Genomic DNA, 26,423 nt, shown 5'->3' on the forward strand with positions numbered 1-26,423 from the left:
GTTGTCTTTTTATTCTTATTTAAAACGACTTAATAAAGAGAGAATCACACTTAAAATAATACTAATGATAATACAAGAGACAATGGGAAAGAAGAACGTCGTATTTCCCTTTTTAAATAATATGTCCCCTGGTACTTTACCGATGAGCTGAAGTAGTATTCCTAAAGCAAGAAAAACAACGCCAACTAACATAAGGATTTTAGGGATTTCCATCATTATTCTGGAACCTCCATCCCAAAGTGTTGATAAACTTGATCTGTCACAATCCTTCCTCTAGGGGTTCGCTTAATAAACCCAATTTGCAGAAGGAAGGGCTCATAAACGTCTTCTATCGTATGAGACTCTTCTCCTATCGTTGCAGAAATCGTATCTAAGCCTACAGGGCCCCCTCTAAACTTTTCAATCATCCCTTTTAAAAGTTTATGATCGATGTAATCTAAGCCCATTTTGTCCACTTGGAGCTGTTCTAATGACCTTTGACTAATCTCGTACGTAATCTCCTTTAAATGAAGCACCTGAGCAAAATCCCTCACTCTTCTTAATAACCGATTGGCTATCCTTGGGGTTCCTCTTGACCTTCTGGCAATCTCTTCTGCCGCTTTCTTTTCAATGCCAATTTTCATTACACGAGCCGTTCTTTCAACAATTGACGTCAACTGACTTTGGTTATAAAATTCTAATCGACCATGAACACCAAATCGGTCACGTAATGGTGCCGTTAACATTCCCACTCTCGTTGTCGCTCCTATTAACGTAAACGGGGGTAAATCTAAACGAACACTTTTGGCAGAGGGACCTTTTCCAATGACAATATCTAAACAAAAATCCTCCATTGCTGGATATAAAACCTCTTCTATTGAACGCTGCAAACGGTGAATCTCATCAATAAACAAAACATCTCCTGGCTCTAAAGCTGTTAAAATAGCTGCTAAATCACCAGGCTTTTCAATTGCTGGTCCAGAAGTTGTTCGTAAATTAACATCCATTTCATTCGAAATGATAGACGCAAGCGTTGTTTTTCCAAGTCCAGGTGGACCGTATAACAACACATGATCTAACGTTTCTTGTCGAATTTTTGCAGCATCAATAAAGATGCGTAAATTTTCCTTGATTTTGTCTTGTCCAATGTATTGATTTAAGAAGGAGGGACGCAATTCTTGTTCAATCGAGTAATCTTCTATTCTTTCCTCAGAAGAAACTAATCGTTGTTCTTCCATATTATCACCTTACTTTAAAAGCTTTTGAAGAGCTTGTTTGACAACCTGTTCTGTGGTTAAACCTTCTTCTATTGAGGGAATAATTTTTATAATTTCTTTTTCTTTATAACCTAATACTTTTAAAGCTTCTACTGCTTCAGTCATTGTTTCAGGTGAATGCTGCTCTTGGGCTTCTAGTTGCTCAGGTACTGAAGCTATATCGGTAAGTTTCCCTTTTAAATCTAGAATCATTTGTCTAGCCGTCTTTTTTCCTACGCCAGGAAACTTCGTTAAAAATTTTTCATCTTCATTTTCAATCGCACGTACCACTTGAGATGCATCACCAGTGGCTAAAATTGCTAAGCCACCTTTAGGACCAATTCCTGTCACATTAAGAAGCTTAGTAAAAAGTAGTCGTTCTTCTCGGTTTTGAAATCCATACAAAGCTAAAATGTCTTCTCGAACATGTTGGTATGTATATATAGTGGTATGTTGTTCTTTATGAAAAATGAATGGGTTTGGAGTGTAAATCATATATCCTATATCATTATTACAAATAACGATGTATTCAGGGGTTATATAATCAATGGTTCCTTTTATAAACTCTATCAAAGCTCGTTTCACCTCATTTAACTGAAGTACATTGTACCATAAACGAAATCATTTTTCATAGCGGTATGAAAAGGATGACCACCACAATTTCGTGTATCATTAAATAACTTAAAAGGCACAAGTGAACTGGATGGTGATAGAAGTATGAAAAAGACATTACCATCAAAGTAATGCCCTTTTGTTATAATATCCATATATAAGTATTATTCCATCTCTATATTATGATAAACTTCTTGTACATCATCATCATCCTCTAGCACATTTATAAGCTTCATCATCTTTTCAAATGATTCTTCGTCTAAAGAAGTATAAGTTTGTGGAACCATTGTCAATTCTGCCGAAGCAAAGGAAAATTCACTTAAATTCGTTTTTACCTCAGAAAATAATTCAGGTGTTGTATAAATTTCAAAAGCATGCTCTGAGGTAACTAATTCATCACCACCCGCTTCTAACACTTCAAGCAGCATATCATCTTCATCTATACTTAAATTTTCTCGGTCAATAACAAGATATCCTTTTCGATCAAATAAGTAGGAAACACAACCGCTTTCCCCTAAGTTTCCGCCGTTTTTATTAAATGCCGTGCGCACATTTGCAGCCGTTCGATTTTTATTATCCGTTAAACAAGAAACCATTATTGCCACACCACCTGGACCATACCCTTCATAGGCTATTTCCTCATAGTTTGCACCATCTTGGTTTCCTACTGCTTTTTTTTATCGCTCGGTCAATATTATCGTTTGGCATATTTGCCGCCTTTGCTTTATCTAACACTAAACGTAAACTTGCATTCGTCGTGGAATCTTCCCCACCTTGCTTAACGGCTACATATATTTCCTTTGCAAGTTTCATAAAAATTTTACTTCTCTTTGCATCTTGTGCATTTTTCCGATGCTGAATATTCTTCCATTTAGAATGACCTGCCATTCTAATTCACCTCTCCTAAAAATCTATCCGCTCTTTACTATATCATAGTTCTTTTTACTTGGTACAATGACTAAGTTCACTTTATGTGTATTGTTTTTCCTTAGTAATCTCATCACTAAATGGTACATTCCTCGAAAAATTACATATGAAAAAGTGTCTCAAAAAGAGACACCTTATTTTATACTTATCGATTGTTAAACATATCTTTCATGGAGTCATTAATGTTATCCATTAGGTCCTCCATATCCGCGTTTATATCTTCCATACCGGCTCCACTTCTCAGATTGTCATCAATATCCCTGACCCTTGTAAACAAATTTTCATCTGTTACAACTTGTACGTTTTTACCTGCTGCAATGTCTGAACATTCCTTTTTCACTTCATTTGTTACGTCTGCATTGTTTTTATCGTCTGTATCTACAGCAACAATTACGTTATCCCCATTCACTAACGTACGGCAATCCTCAACATTTCTGATTCTCGATACTCTATCTGTAATTGAATCAGCTAAGTTTCCATTTGCATCGCCGTTAAAAATGTTCATATCACGTCGATTATTAACATTTTGCTTGTTATAATCTTTCATATTGGTTCCATAGTTGTTATCTCGTTTATTTCTTGTTGTGTCGTCAACAATATCTGTTACCCCACCTCGATTGCGATCATTCATTTTGTCATTTGAGTAATAACCAATCGGTTGGGTATTGTCGTTGTAGTTTTTATCCATCGCTTCATTATTTGTATTACATGCTACCAAGCCTGTCGACATAATCGTTAAGGCAGTAACTAATTTTGCCGTTTTTCTCAAATTTATTACCCCCTCGATAGAAAATAAGCGAGAAAGACACGCTCGTTATTATCTTTTACGTAATTTGGGGGAATATTAATGTTAGTTCTTAGGAATTTAGAAAAGCGGAAGCACCCGTTTAACGACGAAGGGGCTTGAGCACTTCGTATGAGATAAAGGAAACACGAAAAGCCGCAGGCTTAGATGTTGACTTATCATAAGGAGGAGAGCGAAAACTTACGAGTCGTTGGGCGCTAGAGCTAGACAATAGAAAAGCGAAAGCACCCGTTTAACGACGACTGAATATGATCGTGGAATCATTTCCATTTCAACCACTTTGGGAGTCGAATTCCTGTAAATAAAAAGAGACTGATTAACAGCCTCTCTACCTTTTTTGATTATTTATCATCTTTCTCATCATCTTCTTCATTTCGATAGTCTGGAGTACCAAACATTGCACTAGGATTTGTTGCTGTACCGTCATTTGATAATTGTTGTTGTTGAGACATTCTTTCTGCTTGAGGAACCATTCCACCTGCTTCTGGAACCATACCTCCATATGGACCTTGACCTGGCATTCCACCATAACCGTATGGACCTGGACTTGGCATTCCTCCATATCCATATGGACCTTGACCTGGTATTCCTCCATATCCATATGGATCTTGACCTGGCATTCCACCATAACCATATGGATCTTGACCTGGCATTCCACCATAACCATATGGTCCTTGAGCAGGACCACCTCCGTAACCATATGGATCTTGACCTGGCATTCCACCATAACCATATGGGCCTTGAGCAGGACCTCCTCCGTAACCATATGGATCTTGACCTGGCATTCCACCATAACCATATGGGCCTTGAGCAGGACCTCCTCCATAACCATATGGGCTTCCTTGACCTGGCATCCCTCCAATTCCGTAAGGTCCTGGTGCTGGCATCATCGGTCTTGGGACACCAAAAGGCATTTGATAAGGCTGCCCGGGCATTGATTGACCTCCACAACCACAATCCTCTTGAAACATCGGCATAGTTGCATGCGCCATTTGATTGTTCATAGATGGAGCAGTCATATCAGGAGATTGTTCCTCATTTTCCTTATTACTCATTTCCTGTTCTGCAGCCATTGTTTGTGGATAGCAATCAAATCCACTACCTGGCATAACAGGAGATACAGGATAATAACAAGTTGGAGGAACCATTCCATATTGAGGAGCGTATGCACCTTGGGTTTGTGAAAATGGAATGTTCTCCATCTGTCCTTGACTATTATCATTATTACCCATATTTTCATCTTGCACTCCTGCAACTCCAGGTTGGTTATTCACCATATTAGAGTAAGGCTGATAAGCTGGAGACACTTGTGTAGATTGAAAATTATTTGGCATCATTTGAGGACTGTAGTAACCGTAATTAGGCGCGTACTGGCTCCCTTGAACTTGTGACATTTGCTGATTTTTTAAAGCATGCTCCTGAACTGGTGATGTTTGTGATTTCTTCCCTTTTTCTTCTGCAGTATCCATCATATTTGGCAAAACATTCGCTGGCTTAGGTGGTAACTTCGGTGATTGGGCTTGATTTTTTTGCTTTTCTTGAGGTGACATTGACATATTGAAAGTGTAATAATTATTGTTCACATCACTTTCTGGATAAAAAGGTTTTTGCGTTGGTTTGGTATTTGGAACATACGGAGCACTCTTCATATCATTCGATTTATTATTTGATTGTTGCTTTGGAGAAGCTTGTTGCTTTTGCACAGGTTGTTCTTTTTGGATAGGCTGTTCCTTTGTAATGGGAAATTCTTTTTTTATTTGAACCCCATTTGTCGGTATTTTTATTTTCATTCCGGGCATAATTAAGTCTGGGTTACTTAATTGCGAGTTCATCTTTTTTAGTTCTTCAAAATTGACACCATATTTTTGTGCAATTTTCCATAAAGAGTCGCCCTTTTGAACAATATGGATTTTCAATTTTCCCCCTCCTATAATAAAGCAATTAAGCTTATTCTCATAATTAAGAAAACTGTCATTATGACTCAACACAATATATGCATGGGCTCTTCTAGTTATTCGTAAAAGCTTTTATAGTAGGCAGGGATAAAACAAAAAGAAGTACGCATGATCCACGTACTTCTTACTTGTAAACTGTATTGAATTTTATACATTTTCAAGCATACGATTTAATGCTAAAACAGCTTGCTTTGTTACATCTTCAGGAACTTTAATTTGGTTAACAGGCTGTCCTTGCTCAATACTTTCTAATGCCCATGCTAAATGAGGTAGATCAATCCGATTCATGGTTAAACAAGGACACATAAATGGATTCAAGGACACAATTTCTTTATCAGGATGCTGATCAATGATCCGTTTAACTAAGTTCATTTCTGTCCCAATTGCCCACTTAGAACCAGATGGAGCTTGTGAAATCGCATCAATTATATACTTAGTTGATCCCGCATAGTCTGATATTGCAACCACTTCTCTTGGACATTCTGGATGAACAATAATATTCATATCAGGTTTTGTTTCACGAATATGTTCAACATTTTTTACCGTGAATTTTTCATGTACAGAGCAATGACCTTTCCACAAAATTACAACTACATCTTCATAGTTCCCGTCATACTCTAATTGGTTCGTAATTGGGTCCCATACGGCCATTTGATTTAACGGAACGCCTAAATCATAAGCAGTATTTCTTCCTAAATGTTGGTCTGGTAAAAACAAAATTCTTTCCTTTTGTTTAAACGCCCATTTCAGCATATTTTTTGCATTTGATGAAGTAACTGTTGCTCCACCATTTCTTCCAACAAACGCTTTTATGTCAGCAGTTGAGTTCACGTAGGTTAACGGTAGAATCGTATCTCCAAACATTTGTTGAAGCTTTTCCCACCCAATTTCTGTTTGATTAATATTAGCCATATCTGCCATAGAACAACCTGCTCTCATATCTGGCAATAAGACCTTTTGCTCTTTATCTGTTAACATATCAGCCGTTTCCGCCATAAAGTGAACACCACAAAATACAACCCACTCAGCTTCTTTATTTATTGCAGATGCTTGAGCTAATTGAAGTGAATCCCCTGTTGTATCAGCAAAATTAATCACTTCATCCTTTTGATAATGATGACCCGGAATATATAATTTTTTTCCTAATTTTTGTTTAATTTCAAGAACTCTCTGCTCTAATTCTTCATAACTTCTTTCCTTATAGCTATTTGGCATTGCTTCTTTTTTATCAAATTCAACCATATCTAAGATTTCCATGGAGCTCCCCCTCGTTTCCTATTTATTCACATTTAAGCTAATATCCAAAGATTTTGCAGAATGTGTCAACATCCCTAATGAAATGTAGTCAACACCGGTCTGACCATACTCTCGTAAATTTTCAAATGTAATACCACCTGAAGCTTCAGTTGTGATTGACTTTGGCGTCATTTCAACAAACCTTTCTACTTCTTCTGGCGTGCGATTATCAAACATAATAATATCAGCACCAGATTTTATAGCCTCTATTAATTGCGGTTCGGATTCTATTTCTACCTCAACCTTGACCATATGACCTAATTTTGACCTGACCAATTTAACAGATTCTTCTATCGAGCCACAAAAGGCAATATGGTTATCTTTAATCATCACTCCATCATAAAGTCCTAATCGATGATTAAAACCTCCTCCACACGTTACCGCATACTTTTCAAACATTCGTAGGCCCGGTGTCGTTTTCCTCGTATCACATATCCGTGTGTGATCAGAATTGGTGGTAGCAACTGCTTTGTTTGTTAACGTTGCAATACCACTCATTCTTTGAATCAAATTTAAAATAACACGTTCTCCTTGAAGGATTGATTGAGAAGAACCAGTTATTTCAGCAATCACATCGCCTTTTGAAACAGCTTCCCCATCATTGATCAATTGATTGACCTCTACTGAAGAATCAATAATTGTATATCCTTCTCGTATTACTTGACGACCTGAGAAAACACCATTTTCCTTTGCAATCATAAAAGCCTTACTTTTATCCTTAAAGGGAAAAATGGATTCACTCGTCACATCCCCCTCACCTATATCTTCTATAAAGAAATTACGAAGGTATTTTTTCATTAAAACCTTGTTCATATTAGCCAACACCTACCTTACTTTTAATTGTTTCATTTGAGTGGACCACTTTCACTTTTCCCCAATTAACATTATCTTTCGAAGGGAAATCCAATCGAAAGTGTCCGCCACGACTTTCTTTCCTTTGTAGAGCTGATTTTGTAATTAAATAGCTAACAATTAACATATTACGAATTTCCAATTCCTCTATTGTGAACTCATTCACATTTATATCCCAAAAAGAAGACTGATTAATATAAGTTTCAAAACAACTTTTTGCTTTCTTAAGTCCTTTTTCATCACGTTCGATGCCTACATATAATGACATCACCTGCTGAATTTCATTTTTAGTTGGCAATTTAATTTTATGAACTACAATAGGTTTTACTGTATTGGATGGGATCAAATGATCTCTTTTTCCCTTCGGTTCTTGAAGAAGACATTGGCCTAGGCTCTCACCAAAAACCAGTCCTTCAAGTAACGAATTACTGGCTAAACGATTCGCACCATGAACACCCGTATTGGCAACTTCTCCAATCGCATATAACCCTGGAATAGATGTCCTTCCTTTTAAGTCCGTTTCTACTCCTCCCATTAAAAAATGCATACCTGGAGCAACCGGTATCAACCCGTCTTCAATTGCTATTCCATTCCTTTGACACATGGAATATATAGTCGGAAATTTCTTTTCAAATTTTTTTATAGGAGATACATTTAAATATACATCTTTTCCTAGTTTACGCTCCTGAAAGATTGCTCTAGCTACAACATCTCTTGGAGCGAGGTCTTCCAATTTATGAAGACCTTGCATGATACGTTGATGATCTTCATTAACTAGGTAAGCTCCTTCACCCCTAACCGCTTCAGATATGAGTCCTTTACAGTAACCATCCACATATAACATAGTGGGGTGAAATTGTAAAAATTCAAGATCTGATAACCTAGCCCCTGCTTGATAGGCTATAGCTAAACCATCTCCAGTCATCACCTGCTGATTAGAAGTATAAGAATAGAGCGCTCCACATCCTCCAGTAGCTAAAACGATGTGCTCTGCAAAATACTCGTTTCTTTCACCTTTTTGATCGACAGCTTTTACACCAACACAATGACCTTGAGTTACTATTAAATCGATGACCATATGTTCTTCTTTTAATTCGACCATGCCCTTTACTCGATTTAAATAATAACTTGTCAAGGCTTTACCTGTTTGATCGCCTCCAGCATGAACAATTCGATTTTTTTGATGAGCTCCTTCTCTTCCTAACAAAATATTACCATTTAGATCTTTATCAAAAGGAAAACCTTCTTGAATTAGCTTTTTAACCACTTTAGAACCTTTATCTACTAAAAACTGAACAGCCTCTTCTGAATTATGATTGACACCTGCTTCTATGGTATCATTTACATGTAACGACAAATCGTCATCTTCTGTAATAACCGCTGCTACACCGCCTTGTGCTAAAATAGAATTACTTTCTTCACGAGAGGACTTTGTGAATACTAAAACGTTCATTTTTTCACATATTTGAGCAGCCAAAGATAACGCAGCAATCCCACTACCTATAATTATAACATCATGTCTAGCCACACTAGACCCTCCTGTTTTTTCACCTGTCTTGACACCTATGTTTACATAAAATTAAAATAATGACAAGAGTTTTTTCTTTTCCAGTTACTCTATCTATTCTATTAAGAACCAAAACTTTGTCAACTATAAGAAAAGCGCATGCGCCCGTCTAGCGACGCAGGTGAAAAGGTACGTCAACTAAGTACAGTCACGTCCTGTGACTAACGTTGACGCTAGCACTTCCTGTGCATCGCCGCATGAGATAAAGGAAACACGAAAAGCCATAAAGCAGAGGACCTACTAACTACTGCCACGTCCTGTGGCAAACGTAGATCTACCTCCCTACTGGAGGCGTCTCCGATGTAAGGGCTGAAGCTAGACATCAGAAAGACGGAAGCACGTGTTTAAGAATCTGAAATTAATGTGAGTCGTGTTTCTAGTATGAAGACTGGCATTGCTCAATACAAAATATGGAGATTTGAGAAGCAATTACTCTATGATATAAAGGAGCTACCAATGATATATTTAGACTATGCATCCACAACCCCTATTTCTGAAAAAGCCTTGCAAGTGTACACTAAAGTAGCGCAAAATTATTTCGCTAATCCGAGCTCTTTACATGATGAAGGAAGTAAGGTGAATGATTTATTAGAAACATGTCGCCAAAAGTTATCCTCCTTTATTGGCGGTGTCAAAGAAGGCATCATATTTACATCAGGTGGAACAGAGGGAAATCGTTTAGCCATTGATATTCTTCTTGAAACAAATAGCAAAAAAAAGCATATTATCACAAGCGAATTAGAGCATTCTAGCATTTCTAATTATATGAAAAAGCTAATAGAACAAGGATATGAAGTCACTTTCGTTAGTCCGAAATCTAATGGCACAATAAAAATAGAAGATATAAATAAAAAAATTCGTCCTGATACGGCTCTTATCAGTATTCAACATGCAAATTCAGAAATTGGAGCTATTCAATCAATTAAAAGCATTTCCTCTCTTGCTCGAGAACACGCTATATTCTTTCACTGTGATTGTGTTCAAAGCTTAGGAAAAATCCCTTTAAATGTAGAAGATATTGGAGCTGATGCTTACACTTTTTCTAGCCATAAAGTTTATGGTCCTAAAGGCTGTGGTGCGATTTATTTAGATCCAACAAAACATTGGATAAGACCCGTTTTATCGACTACCCACGAAAATGGTTTCCGGGCCGGAACAGTGGATGTCCCATCGATTACAGCTTTTGTTACTGCATTATCCGAGCTATTACCAATGTATGAAAAAAATCAAAAACAACATCTTTCTTATAGAGAAACTCTAAAAAAGCAACTCCCTCCATCTGTTCAAGTAATTGAATCTGAACATCAACTCCCACACATCATCGGTATGATTGTGCACGGAATTGAAGGACAGTGGAGTATGCTTGAATGTAATCGAAAAGGGATTGCTATTTCAACTGGGAGCGCTTGCCAAGTAGGACTCCAAAAACCTTCTCCAGTAATCACCAGTTTGGGATTTAATGAACAGGATGCCCAGCAGTTTATTCGAGTATCATTTGGTATCCAAACTACAGAAGAAGATATAAACAAATTTTCAAAATCTATTGAACAAATAATTGAAGAATTTCATCAATAAACATGGGCGCTTCATATTAAACATTAATGAAACGGAGGGATACAGTTGAACAAGATCCTAGGAGAAGAGCGAAGAGAATTTATTCTTGATTGGCTAAAAAACAGTCATCATCCAGTCATAGGTAGAATGATAGCTGAGAGGACAAACGTAAGTAGACAAGTAATTGTTGGGGACATCTCTCTTTTAAAAGCAAAAGGTGCGCCAATTATAGCTACTAGTCAAGGTTATTTATATCAACATCACCAGTTGAACGGTACTACCCAATGTTTCGAAAGATTAATCGTTGCAAAACATAAACCTATTGATGTTCAAAACGAATTGTTTATGATTGTCGATCACGGTGTTACTGTAAAGGACGTCATAATAGAACACCCCGTGTATGGAGATTTAACGGCTTCTATTATGGTAAGTAATCGTCAAGAAGTAAAAGAATTCATCCATAAGATTAATCGTACAAAAGCCTCTTATTTATCTGAGCTTACCGATGGCGTTCATATGCACACATTAGTTGCAGACTCAAAAGAAAAACTTGAATCTGCCTTCAAAGAATTACAAGCAGCAAAATTTCTTTTAAACGAAGAAGAATAACACAAATAGTTATGCAAAAGCTGAATCAAGTGATAGATTCAGCTTTTTAAGTTAATTGAATAGTAGGATAAGAGCCTATCAATTTTACCTTACATCCCAATGCCTCTAATTCTGCTATTGCTCCCGGGATAAGGACAACATCCATTCCTTGATCAATATCAATAATAAAAAAATAATTTCCTAATTTAGTCTTCATAGGTCTTGATTCAATCTTAGTCAAGTTAAGCTTTCGCCAAGCAAATGCTGATAATACTAGGTGAAGAGCTCCCGAATGATCATCCTCGGGAAGCATAACAGCTAATGTTGTTTTTGTCTTATTTTCTTTAAAAAGACACAGAGGATCTTTTTGTTCAACGTTTAAAACAGCAAAACGAGTATGGTTTTCATGGTAATCATGAATGTTTTCCTTCACAATATGGAGGTCATACTTATATGATGATAACTCATTGGCAATTGCCGCTATTTTACTTTCCGGGTGATTAAAAACGAACTGTGCATCTGCACTTGTTGAATTCGTATAATGGATATCGACATTAGGAAAGTTTTCGTGAATAAATCTATGACATTGAGCGATAGCATGAGAATGAGAATATATTTGTTCAACCTTATCAAGTTGGTTCCTGTTATCGGGATGAACCATTAAATGCTGGTTAATAGGTAGAATCATCTCACCAATTAGTGACAAGGGTTGCTCATGGATTAAATAATCAATAGTTAAATTGACAGACCCCTCTATAGCATTCTCTAATGGAACGACCCCTACGTCTACTTTTTTATTAGCGACCGCGTCCATGCATTGTGGGATTGTTAGATAAGGAATTGCCTCAACCGTCTTAGGCATAAACTTTGTTACAGCTAAATGCGTAAAAGTTGCCTCAGGACCTAAATACCCAACCTTCAATTTATTCACTCCTCTATGAGAGATATTCAAGAGGTTTTTCAAATGAATTATTCACTTAACCGCCTGAACCTAATACTTCAACAGTTTCTACAAATTCGAGTTTTTTTAACTTATTTAGCAAAGTGTTAATATCTTCAGTCATCCCATTAACATTTAAAGACAATGTTACATTTGCTCGTCCTTGTAAGGGGATGGTTTGATGGATGGTTAAGACATTACAACCAGCTTGAGCAACAACTGCTAATAAATCTGATAATGTCCCCGAACGATCTTCCAAATGAAAGAATAATGTAATGATTCGTTCTTTAATCATTGTATGAAACGGAAAAACGGCATCTCGATATTTATAAAATGCACTTCTGCTCATATCAACTTTCCGAACACCCTCTTGAACTGATTCGACCATTCCTCTTTCGAGTAATTTTTTTACTTCTAGTGTTTTTTTTATGGATTCTGATAAGACATCCTCACGTACAAGGTAAAATACTTCTTCTTTCAAAGGAAACCTCCTTTTCCATAACGGGTGCATCCGCTTTTCTTTATTGTCTAGCTCCAGCGCCTAGCCTGGAGACGCCTACAGGAAGTAGGTGGATCTACGTTAGTCACAGGACGTGGCTGTTCTTAGTAGATCTTCTGCAATCGTCACGGAGAACAAAAGATAAAGAACATCTTTCTTTTCTCCGCATCTTATGCTTGTCGTGGCTGTTCAATGCGCTTCCGCTTTTCTTTTAATCAACGAATTCAAATTCAAATTTAAAGAGTCGGACAGAGTCTCCATCCTTCGCTCCTCTTTTTCTTAGCTCATCATCTACCCCTAAACTACGTAATTGCCTTGCAAAACGCTTCACAGATTCATCACGAGAGAAATCCGTCATCTTAAACAATTTACTTACTTTCTCACCTGATAGGACCCAAGCTCCATCACTATCTCTCTTTATTTCAAACCCTTTATCTTCTTCTTGATATTTATATAAGACTCTTGATTGATTAAGTTCTTCTTCACTATATAGAGGAAATTCAGGGGTTTGATCGACAAGATCAGCCACCTCATATAATAATTCTTTTACCCCTTCACGAGTAACAGCAGAAATAGAAAGAACTTTAACATTTTCATCTACTTGCTTTTTAAATATTGCTAAATTGTCTTTTGCATCTGGTAAATCCATTTTATTTGCAACAACAATCTGTGGTCTTTCAGTTAAACGCATATTATATTCTGATAACTCTTGATTAATGGTTACATAATCTTGATATGGGTCTCTTCCTTCCATTCCCGACATATCAATAATATGTACAATGACACGAGTCCGTTCGATATGACGTAAGAACTGATGACCTAAACCAACTCCTTGATGGGCACCTTCAATGAGACCCGGAAGATCAGCCATAACAAAACTTCTTCCATCATCCGTTTCAACCATACCTAAGTTCGGTACAATTGTTGTAAAATGATAAGCTCCAACTTTTGGACGAGCTGATGAAACAACAGATAATAAAGTAGATTTCCCTACACTAGGGAATCCAACAAGACCTACATCCGCTAATATTTTCAGTTCTAATATGACATATCGTTCTTGTCCTGGTTCACCATTCTCTGCAATTTCTGGTGCTGGATTTGCTGAGGTTGCAAAACGAGTGTTTCCCCTTCCACCACGTCCTCCCTTAGTGATCACAGCTCTTTGTCCATGCTCTGTAAGGTCAGCAATGATTTCCTCTGTATCATCGTCTTTAACAACTGTTCCTGGTGGGACTTTTACAATCATATCTTCAGCGTTTTTACCATGTTGATTTTTGCTCATGCCGTGCTCTCCTCGAGGAGCTTTAAAGTGCTTCTTATATCGAAAATCCATTAATGTTCGTAAGCCCTCATCTACCTCAAAAATGACATCCGCTCCTGTTCCACCATCTCCACCGGCAGGTCCTCCATTTGGTACGTATTTCTCGCGACGATAAGCAACCATCCCATTACCACCGTCACCACCCTTAGTGTAAATCTTCACCTGATCAACAAACATGTTTTTTCCTCCTGTTGCTCTTTCATTCAATCGTAAGTGTAATGAAAAAAGTCGTTGTTTTTAACTGTTCTATATAAACATTTTGAAATTTAGAAGCCGTAATAAAATCAGTCAATGATTTAGTATTTGATATTATTCCATTAAATTCAAAAAACAAACATACTTCACCTTCAGAAGGCTCTGTTTGAACGGTGATAAGTAGGTGATTTGTCTTATTGGAATCAACATACTTGTTCAAAACCATAAGAAACTCTTCAATCCATATTGTCAATTCTTTATCGTATTTTGATAAATTTTTAGAATTACCAATTATTTCATATTCTATATGAGTTTCATGTTTACTCCAATTGTAAAGCAATAATAAAGTTGAAAAGGAATTCATTTTTAATTCTGTTAACATGACTTCTTGTTTAGCCTCTATAATAATCTCCTCTATAATATGCTTAACTTGATCGTGTTTACCTAAGTCGATATGCCCTTTGATTAATTGCAACCTATTCATCCAATCATGCCTTGAATGTCGAAGAATATCAAGTACAGACCATTCTTCATTTTTATTATTCATACATGCACTCCCAATCTCTATATCCCATCAATTTCTCTCTATGTCATTCTATAATTATCTATAAAAATCGAACAGCATATGTATCAAAATTATAACAAACCTACTGTTGAATAGAAATATTTAAATTTGAGGTTACATTTAAACTAAAAAAACTCTAACCAATTGTGGTTAGAGTTTTTTTATCTGTTAAGCTTCTTTAGCAACAGGATATACACTTACCTTTTTACGGTCACGTCCGAAACGTTCAAAACGAACAATGCCATCTACTTTTGCAAATAGTGTATCATCCCCACCGCGACCAACATTTTCACCTGGATAAATCTTAGTACCGCGTTGACGATAAAGGATAGAACCACCTGTAACTAATTGTCCATCAGCACGCTTCGCACCAAGACGTTTAGAAATAGAGTCACGACCATTTTTAGTAGAACCTACTCCTTTTTTTGACGCAAAGAACTGTAGATCTAATCTCAACATAAGTCCCACCTCCTTTTATACTTTAGGATCAGTTATCTTTAAGTAATCACCATAATCAAGTTCGATCGTTCCTAGAGAAACAAGCATCCCTTCAAAAAGCAATTGCACTTGATCGAAGGATGGATCATTAGAAAGTGCATCTGGTATCACACATTTCAAATAACCGCCTTCTCCTCCTTGATCAATCTCTAGTTCTACTCCGGTTAAAGAAAGAACTGCATTAATTGAACCAAAGGAAATGGCCGAAACCGCTGAACAGACAATATCTTGTCCGTGAACATCAAACTTAGCATGCCCTTCAAGTACAAAAGATTGAATGCTTCCTTCCTCTGAACGTGTCACATTTATACGGATCATAAGTTTATTTTTTCGATAACAACTTTCGTATAAGGTTGACGATGACCTTGCTTTTTGCGAACATTCTTCTTGGCTTTATATTTAAACACAACAAGCTTTTTCGCACGTCCTTGTTTTTCAACTTTTGCTGATACAGTTGCACCATCAATAGTTGGATTTCCTACTTTTGTATTCTCTCCACCTACGAAAAGTACTTTATCAAAAGTAACTTCTTCCCCTGCTTCAGCGCTAAGCTTTTCAACAAAGATTGCTTGGCCTTCTTCAACTTTAAGTTGTTTTCCACCTGTTTCAATAATTGCGTACATTTTTGCACCTCCTAGTAGACTCAGACTCGCCAGGTAAAGGTGTCATATAGTAGGGTGTTTAAAAAGTGGAATTCGTTTATCCTTATTTTTGCACACGCACTTCCAAATGATCTTAAAAAACCTTTCCTAAGCGGTTGCAGCAATGGTGCTACAACCAATAACATAACAATATTATCAGATATATAAAAAGAATGTCAATGTAAATATTATGTGTTTATCCGCCTAATGGAATAACCTACTTGAGATGAAGGAATAAAACTAATAAAAAAACCTAGCTTGTCCTCTAAAAATGACTTGTAATTGTCGTCAAACAGTTCCATGACTCTTTCATGAATATCAATTATAACAGACTGACAATCTCTATTTTGATAAGAAAAAAGTTCTCTTTCTAGCTCAAATGCCCATTCTTTAGGTGCCTTTATCATCCCTACACCTTGACACAATGGGCACTTAACGGAAGTTTGTTCGAGCAATGACTTTCGTGTTTTCTTCCTCGTTATTTCGAGTATATTTAACGCTGTAAAGCCAAGGATCTTTGTATGAACTGGATCATTTTTTAAATGTCTTTCTAAAACATTTAATATTTTTTCTTTATCATTTCGGTCTTTCATATCAATAAAATCAATTAAAATAATCCCACTAATATTTCTTAATTTTATTTGTTTTACAATCTCTTTTGCCGCTTCTTCGTTTGTTTTTACTATCGTTTGTGTATAAGAAGACTTACCCGAGAACTTTGCTGTATTGACATCTATTACAGTCATGGCTTCTACTTCATCAAAAACGATCGATGCCCCACTCTTCAACCAGACGACTCTTTTTTTAACCTTTTCAACGTCATGTTCAAAATCAATAAATGTCTCTCTATTTAGGTAGCTGATCTCTATATGATTAAATGGAGATAATGACTCTTTTAATTGATGATAAATAGTACGACTATTACATACAATTTTCTCAATATTTGTGGGAGATAGCTCTTTTACGATTTGCATAGGAAAAGAACCCCCTTTATGTAGACAACAAGGAGGAGTCTGTTGAGATTGTTCAATGGAATTAAACTTCTTTTTTAATTCCTCAATCTCACAAATAAGGGTATCATTTGTTTGTTGAAGAGCCGCTGTTCTAATAATCCAGCCTCCTCCCCGTCCATTTAGGAGCTTTAACAAACGTTCACGGTCATAATGATCCGTAACTTTTTTTGAAATAGATAAGTGATTTCCATATGGCTGATAAACAAAATGGATGCTCGATAATTCAATTTTTGTTGTTAGCTTAGGAGCTTTTTGCTCATCTCCTTCTTTCAAAACTTGAACAATAATTTCTTGTCCTTCTGTGAGATGATGACGGATATTGTCTTTTACAGATTGATACTTTTCATTTTTCCATTTTTGATACTCATATAAATCATCAAGATGTAAATAGGCATTTTTTGAATTACCTATATCTACAAATGCAGCCTGCATGCCTGGCAATACTTTTTTTACACGTCCTTTAAAGATTTGTCCAACATGTTGGTTATCATTTTTTTCTGCTATAAATACGTCTGTTAGTTGATTTTTTTCTACTACAATTACTCTTTCTCTCTGATGGTACATTTCAATATATAACTGTTTCTGCAAGTGTGGACCCTCGTTTCTAGCAAGTATTATTTTGTCATTATAATACTATGGGTGATCTTTTAAAAGGTACATTTATATAACATATTTTAAATCTGTCATCGAAATAGATGTCTTTTTATCAGAAAAGTAAACATGCAATAATTCATTTTCATCAAGTTCAAACTCCTTTTCCCCATTTTGCATGACAATGATCGGATGCTTATACCCCTTATGAAAACGAATTAACACATCCATTATTGAGTCATTTATGTCTACTATTAAAGGTTTTAGAGCAAAAGCATCTCTTTTCTTTCCATAATATCTCTCTAATAAGAAACGAATGTAAGTAAATTGTCTTTGTTTATATTCTAAAATAACACAGTAAATTAAGTAGCTCACAATTAGCCAATTATTTAATTGAGAAATAGCAAAGAAACATAAAATAATTACAAGAATCGTAATAAACAAGAGGGAACCAACGAGCATGTATTGATGGGACTTATAAAAAGAGTATTTTTTACATAACAAAATAAATAAAATTTTCCCTCCATCTAAAGGCCAAATAGGTAGAAGGTTAAATAAAAAAACCATCACATTATATATTGTAAAGGTTTGAATCAATTCCTGGCTAATATAAGGAGAAAGAAAAAACATAGACGCTAGCATCCAAACATGTTGAATAGGACCAGAAATGGTTACAAATAACTCTTCCTTCATAGGACGATTTCCATGTTCTTCTACTTCTACGTAACCTCCAAATGGAAGGAGCAGGACTTTCTTTATTCTCCATCCATAAAAATAGGCACATAGTGCATGCCCCATTTCATGTATAAACACAATAAAAACTAAAATCAATAAAGGCTTGAAATACCCTGTCATTACTCCAATTCCCATAACAACCCATAATAACGGGTGAATGTGAACCTTCATGATTAGCTCTATATATTTAGTCAAAATCAATCACCTGTATTGGATCGATAAACGTATCATCTTTTTGTATAGCGAAATAATAGGTTCCTTTTTCTTCTTCCTCTTTTTTAACACTACCAAGCGAAGATCCTCTATCAACATAATCATATAAGGAAACTTGAATATCCCCTAGTTCTCCGTACCAAGTATCAGTTCCGTCTGAATGCTGTAAGATGACCGTACGACCTAGATTTTCTTTCTCTCCAACGAAGACGACAATACCTTCTCCAACTGCTTCCACTTCCTTATTGACAGTTTCCACTTGGATTCCTTGTCCATTATCTAAAAAACTTTCGGTAACAATCCCAGATGCCGGAACAACATAATCGATTGAATCCATTTTACCTTTAGTCGACCCATCAAAAAAAGCAAGCGGAGAGCCAAACTGCTCCTGATACCAATTAGCTACCATGGCATATTGAAATTCTTGTTCCATCGTATCTTCAATCACCACTTTAGCATTATCAAAAAAAGGAGCGTCTTGTTTATAAATGATGGCGACAATTAAAACAAGGCATGCAGAGAGAAGCATTTTGAATAAAAACCGATCTATTTTCAAAATAGGATGATCACCTTTTTGTTGACCTGAGGATACAATGTATGGAGAGTTTAGCTCATCCATATATTTTCTTTCATCAAAAAAATCAGTTGATTGATTATCTTGATAACGCTCCACCTTCTGACGTTTTCTTTTTTCAATTCGCTTTTTAATTTCACTCGCTCGTCGATTATTCATTTTTTATTCATCCTTTTTTTGATAAGTTACTTAATCTTATGACTTGTCCTCCCTGATTATGACCAATAAGAAAAGCGCATGCGTCCATCTAGCGAAACATGAATATAGAACGTCAACTAAGTACAGTCACCTCCTGTGACTAACGTTGACACTAGCCCGTCCTGGGCATCGCCGCATGAGATATAGGAAACACGAAAAGCCCTAAAGCAGAGGATCTACTAACTACCGCCACGTCCTGTGGCTAACGTTGATGCTAAAACTTCCTGTGCGTCGAAAGCGCTACCCGTCGCTGGGCGCTGGAGTTAGACAATAAGAAAAGCGTCAGTAATCTGTTATTCCTAACGAATAACAGATTACTGACGCTCATATAAAAATTTTATTGCTTGTAAAAGTTAAACTCGCACACCAAAAAACTTCTTTATCCGAGAGAAAACACCGCTATTAACTTCCTCAAATGATTGAAGTGGAACCGATTCTCCCAATATTCTTCTAGCGATATTTCTATATGCAATCGATGCGCGATTATTAGCATCCAGAACAATTGGGTCTCCGTTATTTGCTGCTCGAATCACTTCGTCATCATCTACTACTATACCTAGTAGTTCGATTGATAAATGTTCAACAATTTCATCGACTTCTAGCATATCACCGTCATGAACAAGATGGTTTCGAATTCGATTAATAATCAGCTTTGGAGCTTCAATTGATGACTCTTGTTCAAGTAGACCAATGATACGATCCGCATCGCGCATTGCAGATATTTCGGGCGTGGTCACAACAATCGCTTTATCAGCACCAGAAACAGCATTTTTAAATCCTTGTTCAATACCAGCTGGACAATCAATAATAATATAATCATAGTCTTGTTTTAATTCATTGATTAGATTAATCATTTGCTCAGGGGTAACAGCTGATTTATCACTTGTTTGATCTGCTGGCAACAAGAATAATTGATCATTAAACCGTTTATCTTTCACAAGTGCTTGATGTATTTTACAACGTTCGTTTACAACATCTACTAAATCATAGATAATCCGATTCTCTAAACCCATCACTACATCTAAATTTCTTAAACCAATATCCGTATCGACTAAACACACTTTTTTTCCAAGTATGGCCAATGCCGTTCCTAAATTGGCAGAGGTAGTCGTCTTTCCAACTCCGCCCTTTCCTGAAGTAATAACGATAGCCTCACCCACCATTTATTCCTCCTTCAAACCTACTTAAATTAGGCCTTATATGAGACAACTGTTGTAAACGCTCAATGACAATTTTCTCTTCATCGTTTATATAGGCGCATTCCATATGTATTCTCGAACTATCTTCATTTTGATCAGGAGCACGATTAATAATATTCGATATTTTTAGTTGCATAGGATTCATAACAGATGCCACTATAACAGCTTGTCCGTCTCCCTTAAATCCCGCATGTGCAGATCCTTTTAATGCACCCACTATAAATATATTCCCATTGGCAATTACTTTTCCACCAGGATTAACATCACCAACTAGCAGCAAATCACCTTCAACATGTAAAACTTGTCCTGAACGAACAATTTTCACAACAGTTGTTACTTCTGATTCCTCTTTCCATCTTTCAGCTTCTTCTTTCGTCATAATATCACTATTAATATATTGAACGGTTAGATTAGGCTTCTTTCGAATGATCGTTTTAATCTTTTCTTCATCGGCATTAGTTAAATAACGATTTCCTACATTCACATTAACCGTAATTAATGGACCATTCTCCTTATCATACTGTTTTTGGTTTAATACATGTTCTAATTCTATTAGCACTTCATCTAATGAGCATCGATCATTAATATGAAGTGTTAATCCATCTCTAGTCCCTTTTATCGTGACATTTTGCTGTTTTTGCACTTTCACGGTGTCCTCACCTCAATATACATATACAAATTCGACGTGATCTTTTGGATATCCTTTAAAAGGTTATTTAAAAACTTCAAAAAATGTTCGATATCTATAATTTACAGTTTTAATCATTAAAATAGTTTGTTTTCCGTACATTTGACTATTTATCCCCTTCATTAAAAACACGCAAATTAATTTGAATCATTTTGTTGATTTATCGTCTGCATCGTCAATTTTTTTAACGGATAAATAAGTAGAAGTGCAAAGATAAAATGAACAACTAATGTAGGGACTAATCGAATTTGTATAAAGTACTCCAATTCCATATTGGTAGTACCGATTAATAGATGAATACCATAAACAAAAAACTCTAACAACGAAACAGAAATGGTACTTAAAAATAAAATAACAAAATAATTATTATGCAGAGCTTTAAATGCTTGATAATTTAAATACGACAAAACAGGATAGGAAAAGAAATAAATACCGATGATTTCAACATACACTATATCAAACAATAACCCTAAAATCGCACTGTATAAAATACTTATACTAATTGGGAGATAGGCAACTAAAACAATAAGCCCTAATAATAAAAAATAAGGAACAATAATATATTGATCATTAACAAATGGGAGATTGACGATTTCCACAAAAATACTTTCACTTATAAGTAACAAAAGCATAGTAATAGGAAGAATGACTTGACGCATTAGTCCGTATCCTCCGTATTGCCCTGACCTTCTTTATCTAATGGTTTCCCGACATCCGTTTTAATAACGAAAACATCGTCTATATTTTGAAACTGTGCAAAAGGCTTAACATAGGCTATGTCTCCTAATCCATAAGAATCAGAATCAATTTCAGAGACCTCTCCAATAGCCAATCCCTCTGTGAAAACCTCACCTAATCCAGAGCTAAAAACTTTGTCTCCCTCTGTTATTTTTTCATCAAAATTTTCTAAAATTAGCATTTCCTTCTCTTTATCATAACCTGAGATAATACCAAAAACTTCACCATTTTTCTCATTCAATACATGAGCGGAAACGTTGAGATTGCCACTTTCTGTACTTAACAATTGTACAGTTGCTTCAAACTCTTGAACACTTTTTACTTTACCAATCAGTCCCCTTGTAGTGATGACCGCATCACCTTTTTCTACGTTATCCTTGGATCCTTTGTTAATGTAGATATAGTTTAACCATTGATCTTTTTGACGACCATATACAACTGCCGAAATCTTCTCAAAGCTAGTTAAGTTTTGATCTTCGTAATTTAGCTTTTCTCTTAACTTTTGAACATCATCTTCTAGCCTTTCAAGTTGAGCCTCCATTGCCATATAACCCTCGAGCTTTTCTCTTAACTTTTCATTTTCTGTATACGTATTTTTCAAGTGGCTGACATTTTCAAAGAAGCCCGCTACTTCTTGAGCGGGCTTATGAAAGACATTTTGAACTAATCCAACCGTATCCTTCAAAAACTTCTCTGGCCAAGTCATCTCTCGGTCTTCCTTTAAAGTAAAGCCAATCAATGCCACTAGAACAATTATGCTTACAAGTAAGACAATCAACTTTTTGTTTAGAAAGAACTGTGGCAAAGTTTACACCTCTTACTACTTAGAATTTTTCACTCTATCTTTAAATAAATGGATATGGTCAAGTGCTTTTCCTGTACCAATTGCCACACAATCTAATGGGTTTTCTGCAATCAATACGGGCATATCTGTCTCGTTACTTATAACCTTATCTAAATTCCGAAGAAGGGCTCCACCACCAGTTAGGACAATTCCACGATCCATAATGTCTGCAGCTAGTTCAGGTGGTGTTCTTTCTAACGTATATTTGACAGATTCTACAATAGAATTTACCGTATCATTTAAAGCTTCAGAAATTTCCTTTGCCGTAATCTCTATCGTTTTTGGTAATCCTGTCAGCAAGTCTCGACCACGGATTTCCATATTTTCAATGCCTTCTGGTTCACATGCTGATCCTATTTCAACCTTTATAGCTTCCGAGGTTCGATCACCAATCATAAGATTATACGTTTTACGAATATAAGAAATGATGGCTTCATCCATTTCGTCACCTGCGACACGAATTGACTGACTCGTCACAATTCCACCTAAAGAAATAATGGCAACTTCCGTTGTACCTCCACCAATATCAACAACCATACTCCCAGTAGGTTCCCATACTGGCAAATTCGCTCCTATTGCTGCAGCAAAAGGTTCTTCAATAGGATATGCATCTCTAGCTCCTGCCTGTCTGGTAGCATCAATCACCGCTCTTTCCTCAACAGCGGTAATGCCAGAAGGGACACAAACCATAATATACGGTTTTCTAGAGAAAATCCCCTTACTCTTAGTAGCTTGTTTAATATAATATTTCATCATTGTAGCTGTTGTATCATAGTCAGCTATGACTCCGTCTTTCATCGGCCTGGTCGCCACGACATTTCCTGGGAGTACGACCAATCATGCTTTTAGCATCATTTCCAACCGCAACGATTTGCTTAGAGTCTGTCTTAATTGCAACAACAGAAGGCTCCCTCACAGCAATCCCTTTCCCTTTAATAAAGACTAACGTATTAGCCGTACCTAAATCTATTCCAAGGTCTCTTGAACCAAAACCAAACATAGGTTGTATCTCCCTTTCTAAAAGCAAATAAACATCTTATTTTAATTTATCAAATCGAATGAATCATAATTGTTTTTAATCTTATCCACTATTATTTATGTAAGCCAACTAATACATGGACGTTTCAATAGGATCTATTTACACTTTTTCAAAAACAAGACTCACAAACATTATTATATCTTATTTAAAGAAAAAAAAAAGCACTTTACAAATATCCCTTTTCCTTTAAGCTTACAAAATTTTTCTCACCAATAATAATATGATCTAACAGTTCAATCCCCATCATTTTCCCACATTCAAATAACCTTTTCGTAACATGAATATCTTCTTTACTCGGTGTGGGATCCCCACTCGGATGATTATGAGCACAAATAAAGGAAGCCGCTGACCTTTTAATCCCTTCCTTCATTACCTCTCTCGGATGAACAATTGATGCATTTAAACTTCCAATAAAAATGGTTTTTTTGTGAATTACTTGATTTTTCGTATTCATGTATATACATACAAAATGTTCTTGTTGTAAAAAGCGTAATTCCTCCATTAAATAATTTGCTCCATCCTCAGGTGAACGGATGACATAGCGATCTTGAAAGTGCAATTGGTGTACTCTTTTTCCTAACTCTAGCGCTGCTAATACTTGAACGGCCTTGGCCTCTCCAATGCCTTCAATAGAAACGATTTCTTCAACAGACGCCTCTTTTAAATATCGCAACCCTTCAAACTTTTTCAATACTTTATTAGCTAACTGAAGAACGGATTGATTCCTTGTTCCCGTTCTTAATAATATAGCGAGCAACTCATGATTAGATAAACTTTTTGCTCCTTCTTGAATCATTCGTTCTCTTGGTCTTTCATCTATTGGGAAATCGTGAATTTTTAACATATATTCCTCCTGTGATTCCCCAACAAGCTCATTTTTTTATTTATTTTCATTAAAATGAAAGCCTAGCTCTTTAAGTACCAAATACGTCCTACTTACTGGTAACCCAACGACAGAATTGTAATCCCCATGCACTTCTTCAACAAACAACGCCCCATACCCTTGAATTCCATATGCACCTGCCTTGTCAAAGGGTTCTTTCGTTTCTATATAACTGTCAATTTCATCTTTTTCTAAGGACCTAAACGTAACAGAGGTTTCTACGAAAAAGGTTTCATTAATGTTATTGTGAATGATCGTTACACCGGTGAAAACTTGGTGTTTTCTTCCTGAAAGTAAATTTAATATTTCCTTCGCATGTTTCGGTGTATGGGGTTTCCCTAAAATTTCCCCTTGAAAACAGACGACCGTATCAGCACCAATAACAAAACTATCAACATATTTTTGCGCAATTGCTTTTGCTTTTCGCTCAGACAAAGTAGAAACTGTCTCATGAGGGGAGACCTCTTCATCTAAATGTTCAGATACATCACTTGCAATTACATCAAAAGATGGAGTAATAAGTTTAAGGAGTTCCTTTCTTCGTGGAGATTTAGATGCTAATATTAAATGTTGTTTCATAGTTCCTCCTCGTGCTATTATTCTTATTCATATTAGCCTTCCATCTATTCTAACGAAAAATCCACTTACTTTTATTACAAAAAGGTTAAAATACACTAAAAAAAAGTTTCAGTTTGTTTTCAACATGCTTGCTAAGACTTGCATAACTTCCGACTGTTCTTTACTGTTCAAACCACTTTCAAGTGCCATTTCTCCAGCCATTTGTATCTTTTTCATGTAGTCATTCTCATCATTTTTGATACTAGAAAGCGAGCTTTCTAGTTGTTTCTTATTAACCGCATCCTCGTCTTTTTCCAAATTAGTAATGATTAGTGATAGAAGATTTATTACTTGCTTTTCATCTTCTGTAGCCACACTTAACTGTATAGAATCTACAAAAGCATCATCTACTCCCTTTTCTTTTATCAAATCAACTTTTTCTTTCGCTTGTTGTTCCGTCGTATATACACTCGTATAAATTGAATAATATTGATCACCTTTTATATAAATCGCTGGGATGCTTTTATCAATCATTTGGTCAACCGCTTCTTGTGCACTTTGCTCACTTGAAAATGCGCCTGTTTGCACCATATAAAGATCAATACTACTTGTTTGACTACTTGTTTCAGTATATGGTTGATTGGTTGAATCTAAAGATTCACCTGAAATTGGTTCTTTTAATACTTGCTGAGGGGAATTTGATTCATTGGATAAAAAGTTCATGAGAAGAATACCAAAAAAGACGCTAAGACCAATTGCAGCTCCAACAATTACAAATAATTTTTTCAACGCTGAAAAAGAAGGGGGTTTTCTAGTATAAGGGGAATAGGAGCTGGTTGACTTGGTATAAGTTTTTCTTTTTTTCTTTGATGATACAACTTTCGGATCTTTCTGTGTATCTTCTTCAGGTAGAGCCCATGGAAAATCTTCTTCGTGTTTAGCCGATGCTATTTCTCTTTCAGCCTTAGCCTTGTCCTCCCATGAGGATACAACAATAGGTTCCTTTGAACTCTCATTAGATTTTTTATTTAATGATATACGAATAGGATCTTTTTTTGATTCCTTCATTGATTACCACCTTATCTCTAAAGACCGGACAT

At 36.0% G+C, this 26,423-nt stretch carries 27 protein-coding genes, 2 pseudogenes and 1 other annotated feature; of the genes and pseudogenes, 2 read left to right on the forward strand and 27 right to left on the reverse strand.

What is annotated here, in order from left to right; translation table 11 throughout:
• Positions 1-15 precede the first annotated feature (15 nt).
• The 9 genes and pseudogenes from LC087_RS08200 to nadB all read right to left on the reverse strand — a co-directional run bounded on the left by LC087_RS08200 (position 16) and on the right by nadB (position 9,210).
• Positions 16-216 (reverse strand): DUF2905 family protein, encoded by a 201-nt coding sequence (locus LC087_RS08200; RefSeq protein ID WP_226542117.1) that lies wholly within the window; start codon positions 214-216, stop codon positions 16-18.
• Positions 216-1,217 (reverse strand): Holliday junction branch migration DNA helicase RuvB, encoded by a 1,002-nt coding sequence (gene ruvB / locus LC087_RS08205; RefSeq protein ID WP_226542119.1) that lies wholly within the window; start codon positions 1,215-1,217, stop codon positions 216-218. The genes LC087_RS08200 and ruvB overlap by 1 nt, the downstream gene beginning before the upstream one ends.
• 9 nt (positions 1,218-1,226) lie before the next feature.
• Positions 1,227-1,808: a Holliday junction branch migration protein RuvA gene (gene ruvA / locus LC087_RS08210; RefSeq protein ID WP_226542121.1), complete on the reverse strand. Its 582-nt coding sequence runs from the start codon at positions 1,806-1,808 to the stop codon at positions 1,227-1,229.
• Positions 1,809-2,011: 203 nt separating this feature from the next.
• A pseudogene (locus LC087_RS08215) lies at positions 2,012-2,735 on the reverse strand (YebC/PmpR family DNA-binding transcriptional regulator).
• Positions 2,736-2,919: 184 nt separating this feature from the next.
• A complete protein-coding gene (locus tag LC087_RS08220; RefSeq protein WP_226542123.1) occupies positions 2,920-3,543 on the reverse strand; it encodes a YhcN/YlaJ family sporulation lipoprotein in 624 nt (207 codons plus the stop codon).
• Between the two features lie 377 nt (positions 3,544-3,920).
• Positions 3,921-5,495, reverse strand: coding sequence for a SafA/ExsA family spore coat assembly protein (gene safA, locus LC087_RS08225; RefSeq protein ID WP_226542124.1), 1,575 nt, complete (start codon positions 5,493-5,495; stop codon positions 3,921-3,923).
• Positions 5,496-5,681: 186 nt separating this feature from the next.
• The gene (gene nadA / locus LC087_RS08230; RefSeq protein WP_226542125.1) at positions 5,682-6,791 is read right to left on the reverse strand and encodes a quinolinate synthase NadA; all 1,110 of its coding nucleotides are present in this window, start codon (positions 6,789-6,791) and stop codon (positions 5,682-5,684) included.
• Between the two features lie 18 nt (positions 6,792-6,809).
• Positions 6,810-7,643: a carboxylating nicotinate-nucleotide diphosphorylase gene (gene nadC, locus LC087_RS08235; protein ID WP_226542126.1), complete on the reverse strand. Its 834-nt coding sequence runs from the start codon at positions 7,641-7,643 to the stop codon at positions 6,810-6,812.
• Position 7,644: 1 nt separating this feature from the next.
• Entirely contained in the window at positions 7,645-9,210 is a 1,566-nt protein-coding gene (gene nadB, locus LC087_RS08240) for an L-aspartate oxidase (RefSeq protein WP_226542127.1), read from the reverse strand.
• A 420-nt stretch (positions 9,211-9,630) separates the two neighbouring features.
• Here nadB and LC087_RS08245 point away from each other — a divergent pair, with 420 nt between their 5' ends.
• The gene (locus tag LC087_RS08245; RefSeq protein ID WP_306020613.1) at positions 9,631-10,824 is read left to right on the forward strand and encodes an IscS subfamily cysteine desulfurase; all 1,194 of its coding nucleotides are present in this window, start codon (positions 9,631-9,633) and stop codon (positions 10,822-10,824) included.
• Between the two features lie 39 nt (positions 10,825-10,863).
• The gene (locus LC087_RS08250; protein ID WP_226542180.1) at positions 10,864-11,412 is read left to right on the forward strand and encodes a transcription repressor NadR; all 549 of its coding nucleotides are present in this window, start codon (positions 10,864-10,866) and stop codon (positions 11,410-11,412) included.
• Between the two features lie 46 nt (positions 11,413-11,458).
• On the opposite strand, the gene pheA is transcribed toward LC087_RS08250, so the two are convergent.
• The 18 genes and pseudogenes from pheA to LC087_RS08340 form a co-directional block, all read right to left on the reverse strand.
• Positions 11,459-12,313, reverse strand: a complete 855-nt coding sequence (gene pheA / locus LC087_RS08255) for a prephenate dehydratase (protein WP_306020614.1) — start codon at positions 12,311-12,313, stop codon at positions 11,459-11,461.
• A gap of 55 nt (positions 12,314-12,368) precedes the next feature.
• On the reverse strand, positions 12,369-12,842 hold the full coding sequence (locus tag LC087_RS08260; RefSeq protein WP_371932663.1) for an ACT domain-containing protein: 474 nt from the start codon (positions 12,840-12,842) through the stop codon (positions 12,369-12,371).
• Positions 12,843-13,041: 199 nt separating this feature from the next.
• Positions 13,042-14,328: a GTPase ObgE gene (gene obgE, locus LC087_RS08265; protein WP_226542134.1), complete on the reverse strand. Its 1,287-nt coding sequence runs from the start codon at positions 14,326-14,328 to the stop codon at positions 13,042-13,044.
• A 22-nt stretch (positions 14,329-14,350) separates the two neighbouring features.
• Entirely contained in the window at positions 14,351-14,893 is a 543-nt protein-coding gene (locus LC087_RS08270) for a Spo0B C-terminal domain-containing protein (RefSeq protein WP_226542136.1), read from the reverse strand.
• Between the two features lie 186 nt (positions 14,894-15,079).
• Complete coding sequence (gene rpmA, locus LC087_RS08275; RefSeq protein ID WP_226542137.1) at positions 15,080-15,370, reverse strand: 50S ribosomal protein L27; 291 nt, start codon at positions 15,368-15,370, stop codon at positions 15,080-15,082.
• Between the two features lie 15 nt (positions 15,371-15,385).
• Positions 15,386-15,727, reverse strand: coding sequence for a ribosomal-processing cysteine protease Prp (locus tag LC087_RS08280; RefSeq protein WP_226542138.1), 342 nt, complete (start codon positions 15,725-15,727; stop codon positions 15,386-15,388).
• Positions 15,724-16,032, reverse strand: a complete 309-nt coding sequence (gene rplU / locus LC087_RS08285) for a 50S ribosomal protein L21 (RefSeq protein WP_226542139.1) — start codon at positions 16,030-16,032, stop codon at positions 15,724-15,726. The genes LC087_RS08280 and rplU overlap by 4 nt, the downstream gene beginning before the upstream one ends.
• Positions 16,033-16,044: 12 nt before the next feature.
• Positions 16,045-16,178 (reverse strand) — a sequence feature (ribosomal protein L21 leader region).
• Between the two features lie 60 nt (positions 16,179-16,238).
• Complete coding sequence (locus LC087_RS08290) at positions 16,239-17,651, reverse strand: Rne/Rng family ribonuclease (RefSeq protein ID WP_226542140.1); 1,413 nt, start codon at positions 17,649-17,651, stop codon at positions 16,239-16,241.
• A 72-nt stretch (positions 17,652-17,723) separates the two neighbouring features.
• Positions 17,724-18,584, reverse strand: a complete 861-nt coding sequence (locus tag LC087_RS08295) for a M50 family metallopeptidase (protein ID WP_226542141.1) — start codon at positions 18,582-18,584, stop codon at positions 17,724-17,726.
• Complete coding sequence (locus LC087_RS08300; RefSeq protein ID WP_226542142.1) at positions 18,577-19,335, reverse strand: M23 family metallopeptidase; 759 nt, start codon at positions 19,333-19,335, stop codon at positions 18,577-18,579. Before LC087_RS08300 ends, LC087_RS08295 begins: the two co-directional genes overlap by 8 nt.
• A gap of 392 nt (positions 19,336-19,727) precedes the next feature.
• A complete protein-coding gene (gene minD, locus LC087_RS08305; protein ID WP_306020620.1) occupies positions 19,728-20,534 on the reverse strand; it encodes a septum site-determining protein MinD in 807 nt (268 codons plus the stop codon).
• Positions 20,527-21,222, reverse strand: a complete 696-nt coding sequence (gene minC, locus LC087_RS08310; RefSeq protein WP_226542144.1) for a septum site-determining protein MinC — start codon at positions 21,220-21,222, stop codon at positions 20,527-20,529. Before minC ends, minD begins: the two co-directional genes overlap by 8 nt.
• Positions 21,223-21,398: 176 nt before the next feature.
• Complete coding sequence (gene mreD / locus LC087_RS08315) at positions 21,399-21,920, reverse strand: rod shape-determining protein MreD (RefSeq protein WP_306020623.1); 522 nt, start codon at positions 21,918-21,920, stop codon at positions 21,399-21,401.
• The gene (gene mreC / locus LC087_RS08320) at positions 21,920-22,804 is read right to left on the reverse strand and encodes a rod shape-determining protein MreC (protein ID WP_226542148.1); all 885 of its coding nucleotides are present in this window, start codon (positions 22,802-22,804) and stop codon (positions 21,920-21,922) included. Before mreC ends, mreD begins: the two co-directional genes overlap by 1 nt.
• 15 nt (positions 22,805-22,819) lie before the next feature.
• Positions 22,820-23,843 (reverse strand): annotated as a pseudogene (locus tag LC087_RS08325) (rod shape-determining protein).
• Positions 23,844-24,048: 205 nt separating this feature from the next.
• Complete coding sequence (gene radC, locus LC087_RS08330; RefSeq protein WP_226542152.1) at positions 24,049-24,726, reverse strand: RadC family protein; 678 nt, start codon at positions 24,724-24,726, stop codon at positions 24,049-24,051.
• A gap of 36 nt (positions 24,727-24,762) precedes the next feature.
• Positions 24,763-25,344: a Maf family protein gene (locus LC087_RS08335; protein WP_226542155.1), complete on the reverse strand. Its 582-nt coding sequence runs from the start codon at positions 25,342-25,344 to the stop codon at positions 24,763-24,765.
• A 108-nt stretch (positions 25,345-25,452) separates the two neighbouring features.
• Positions 25,453-26,391, reverse strand: a complete 939-nt coding sequence (locus LC087_RS08340) for an SPOR domain-containing protein (RefSeq protein WP_226542157.1) — start codon at positions 26,389-26,391, stop codon at positions 25,453-25,455.
• Positions 26,392-26,423: the final 32 nt, after the last annotated feature.

Source organism: Bacillus carboniphilus (genome assembly GCF_020524035.2).
In the GTDB taxonomy this organism is placed as follows: domain Bacteria; phylum Bacillota; class Bacilli; order Bacillales; family JAIVKR01; genus Bacillus_CC.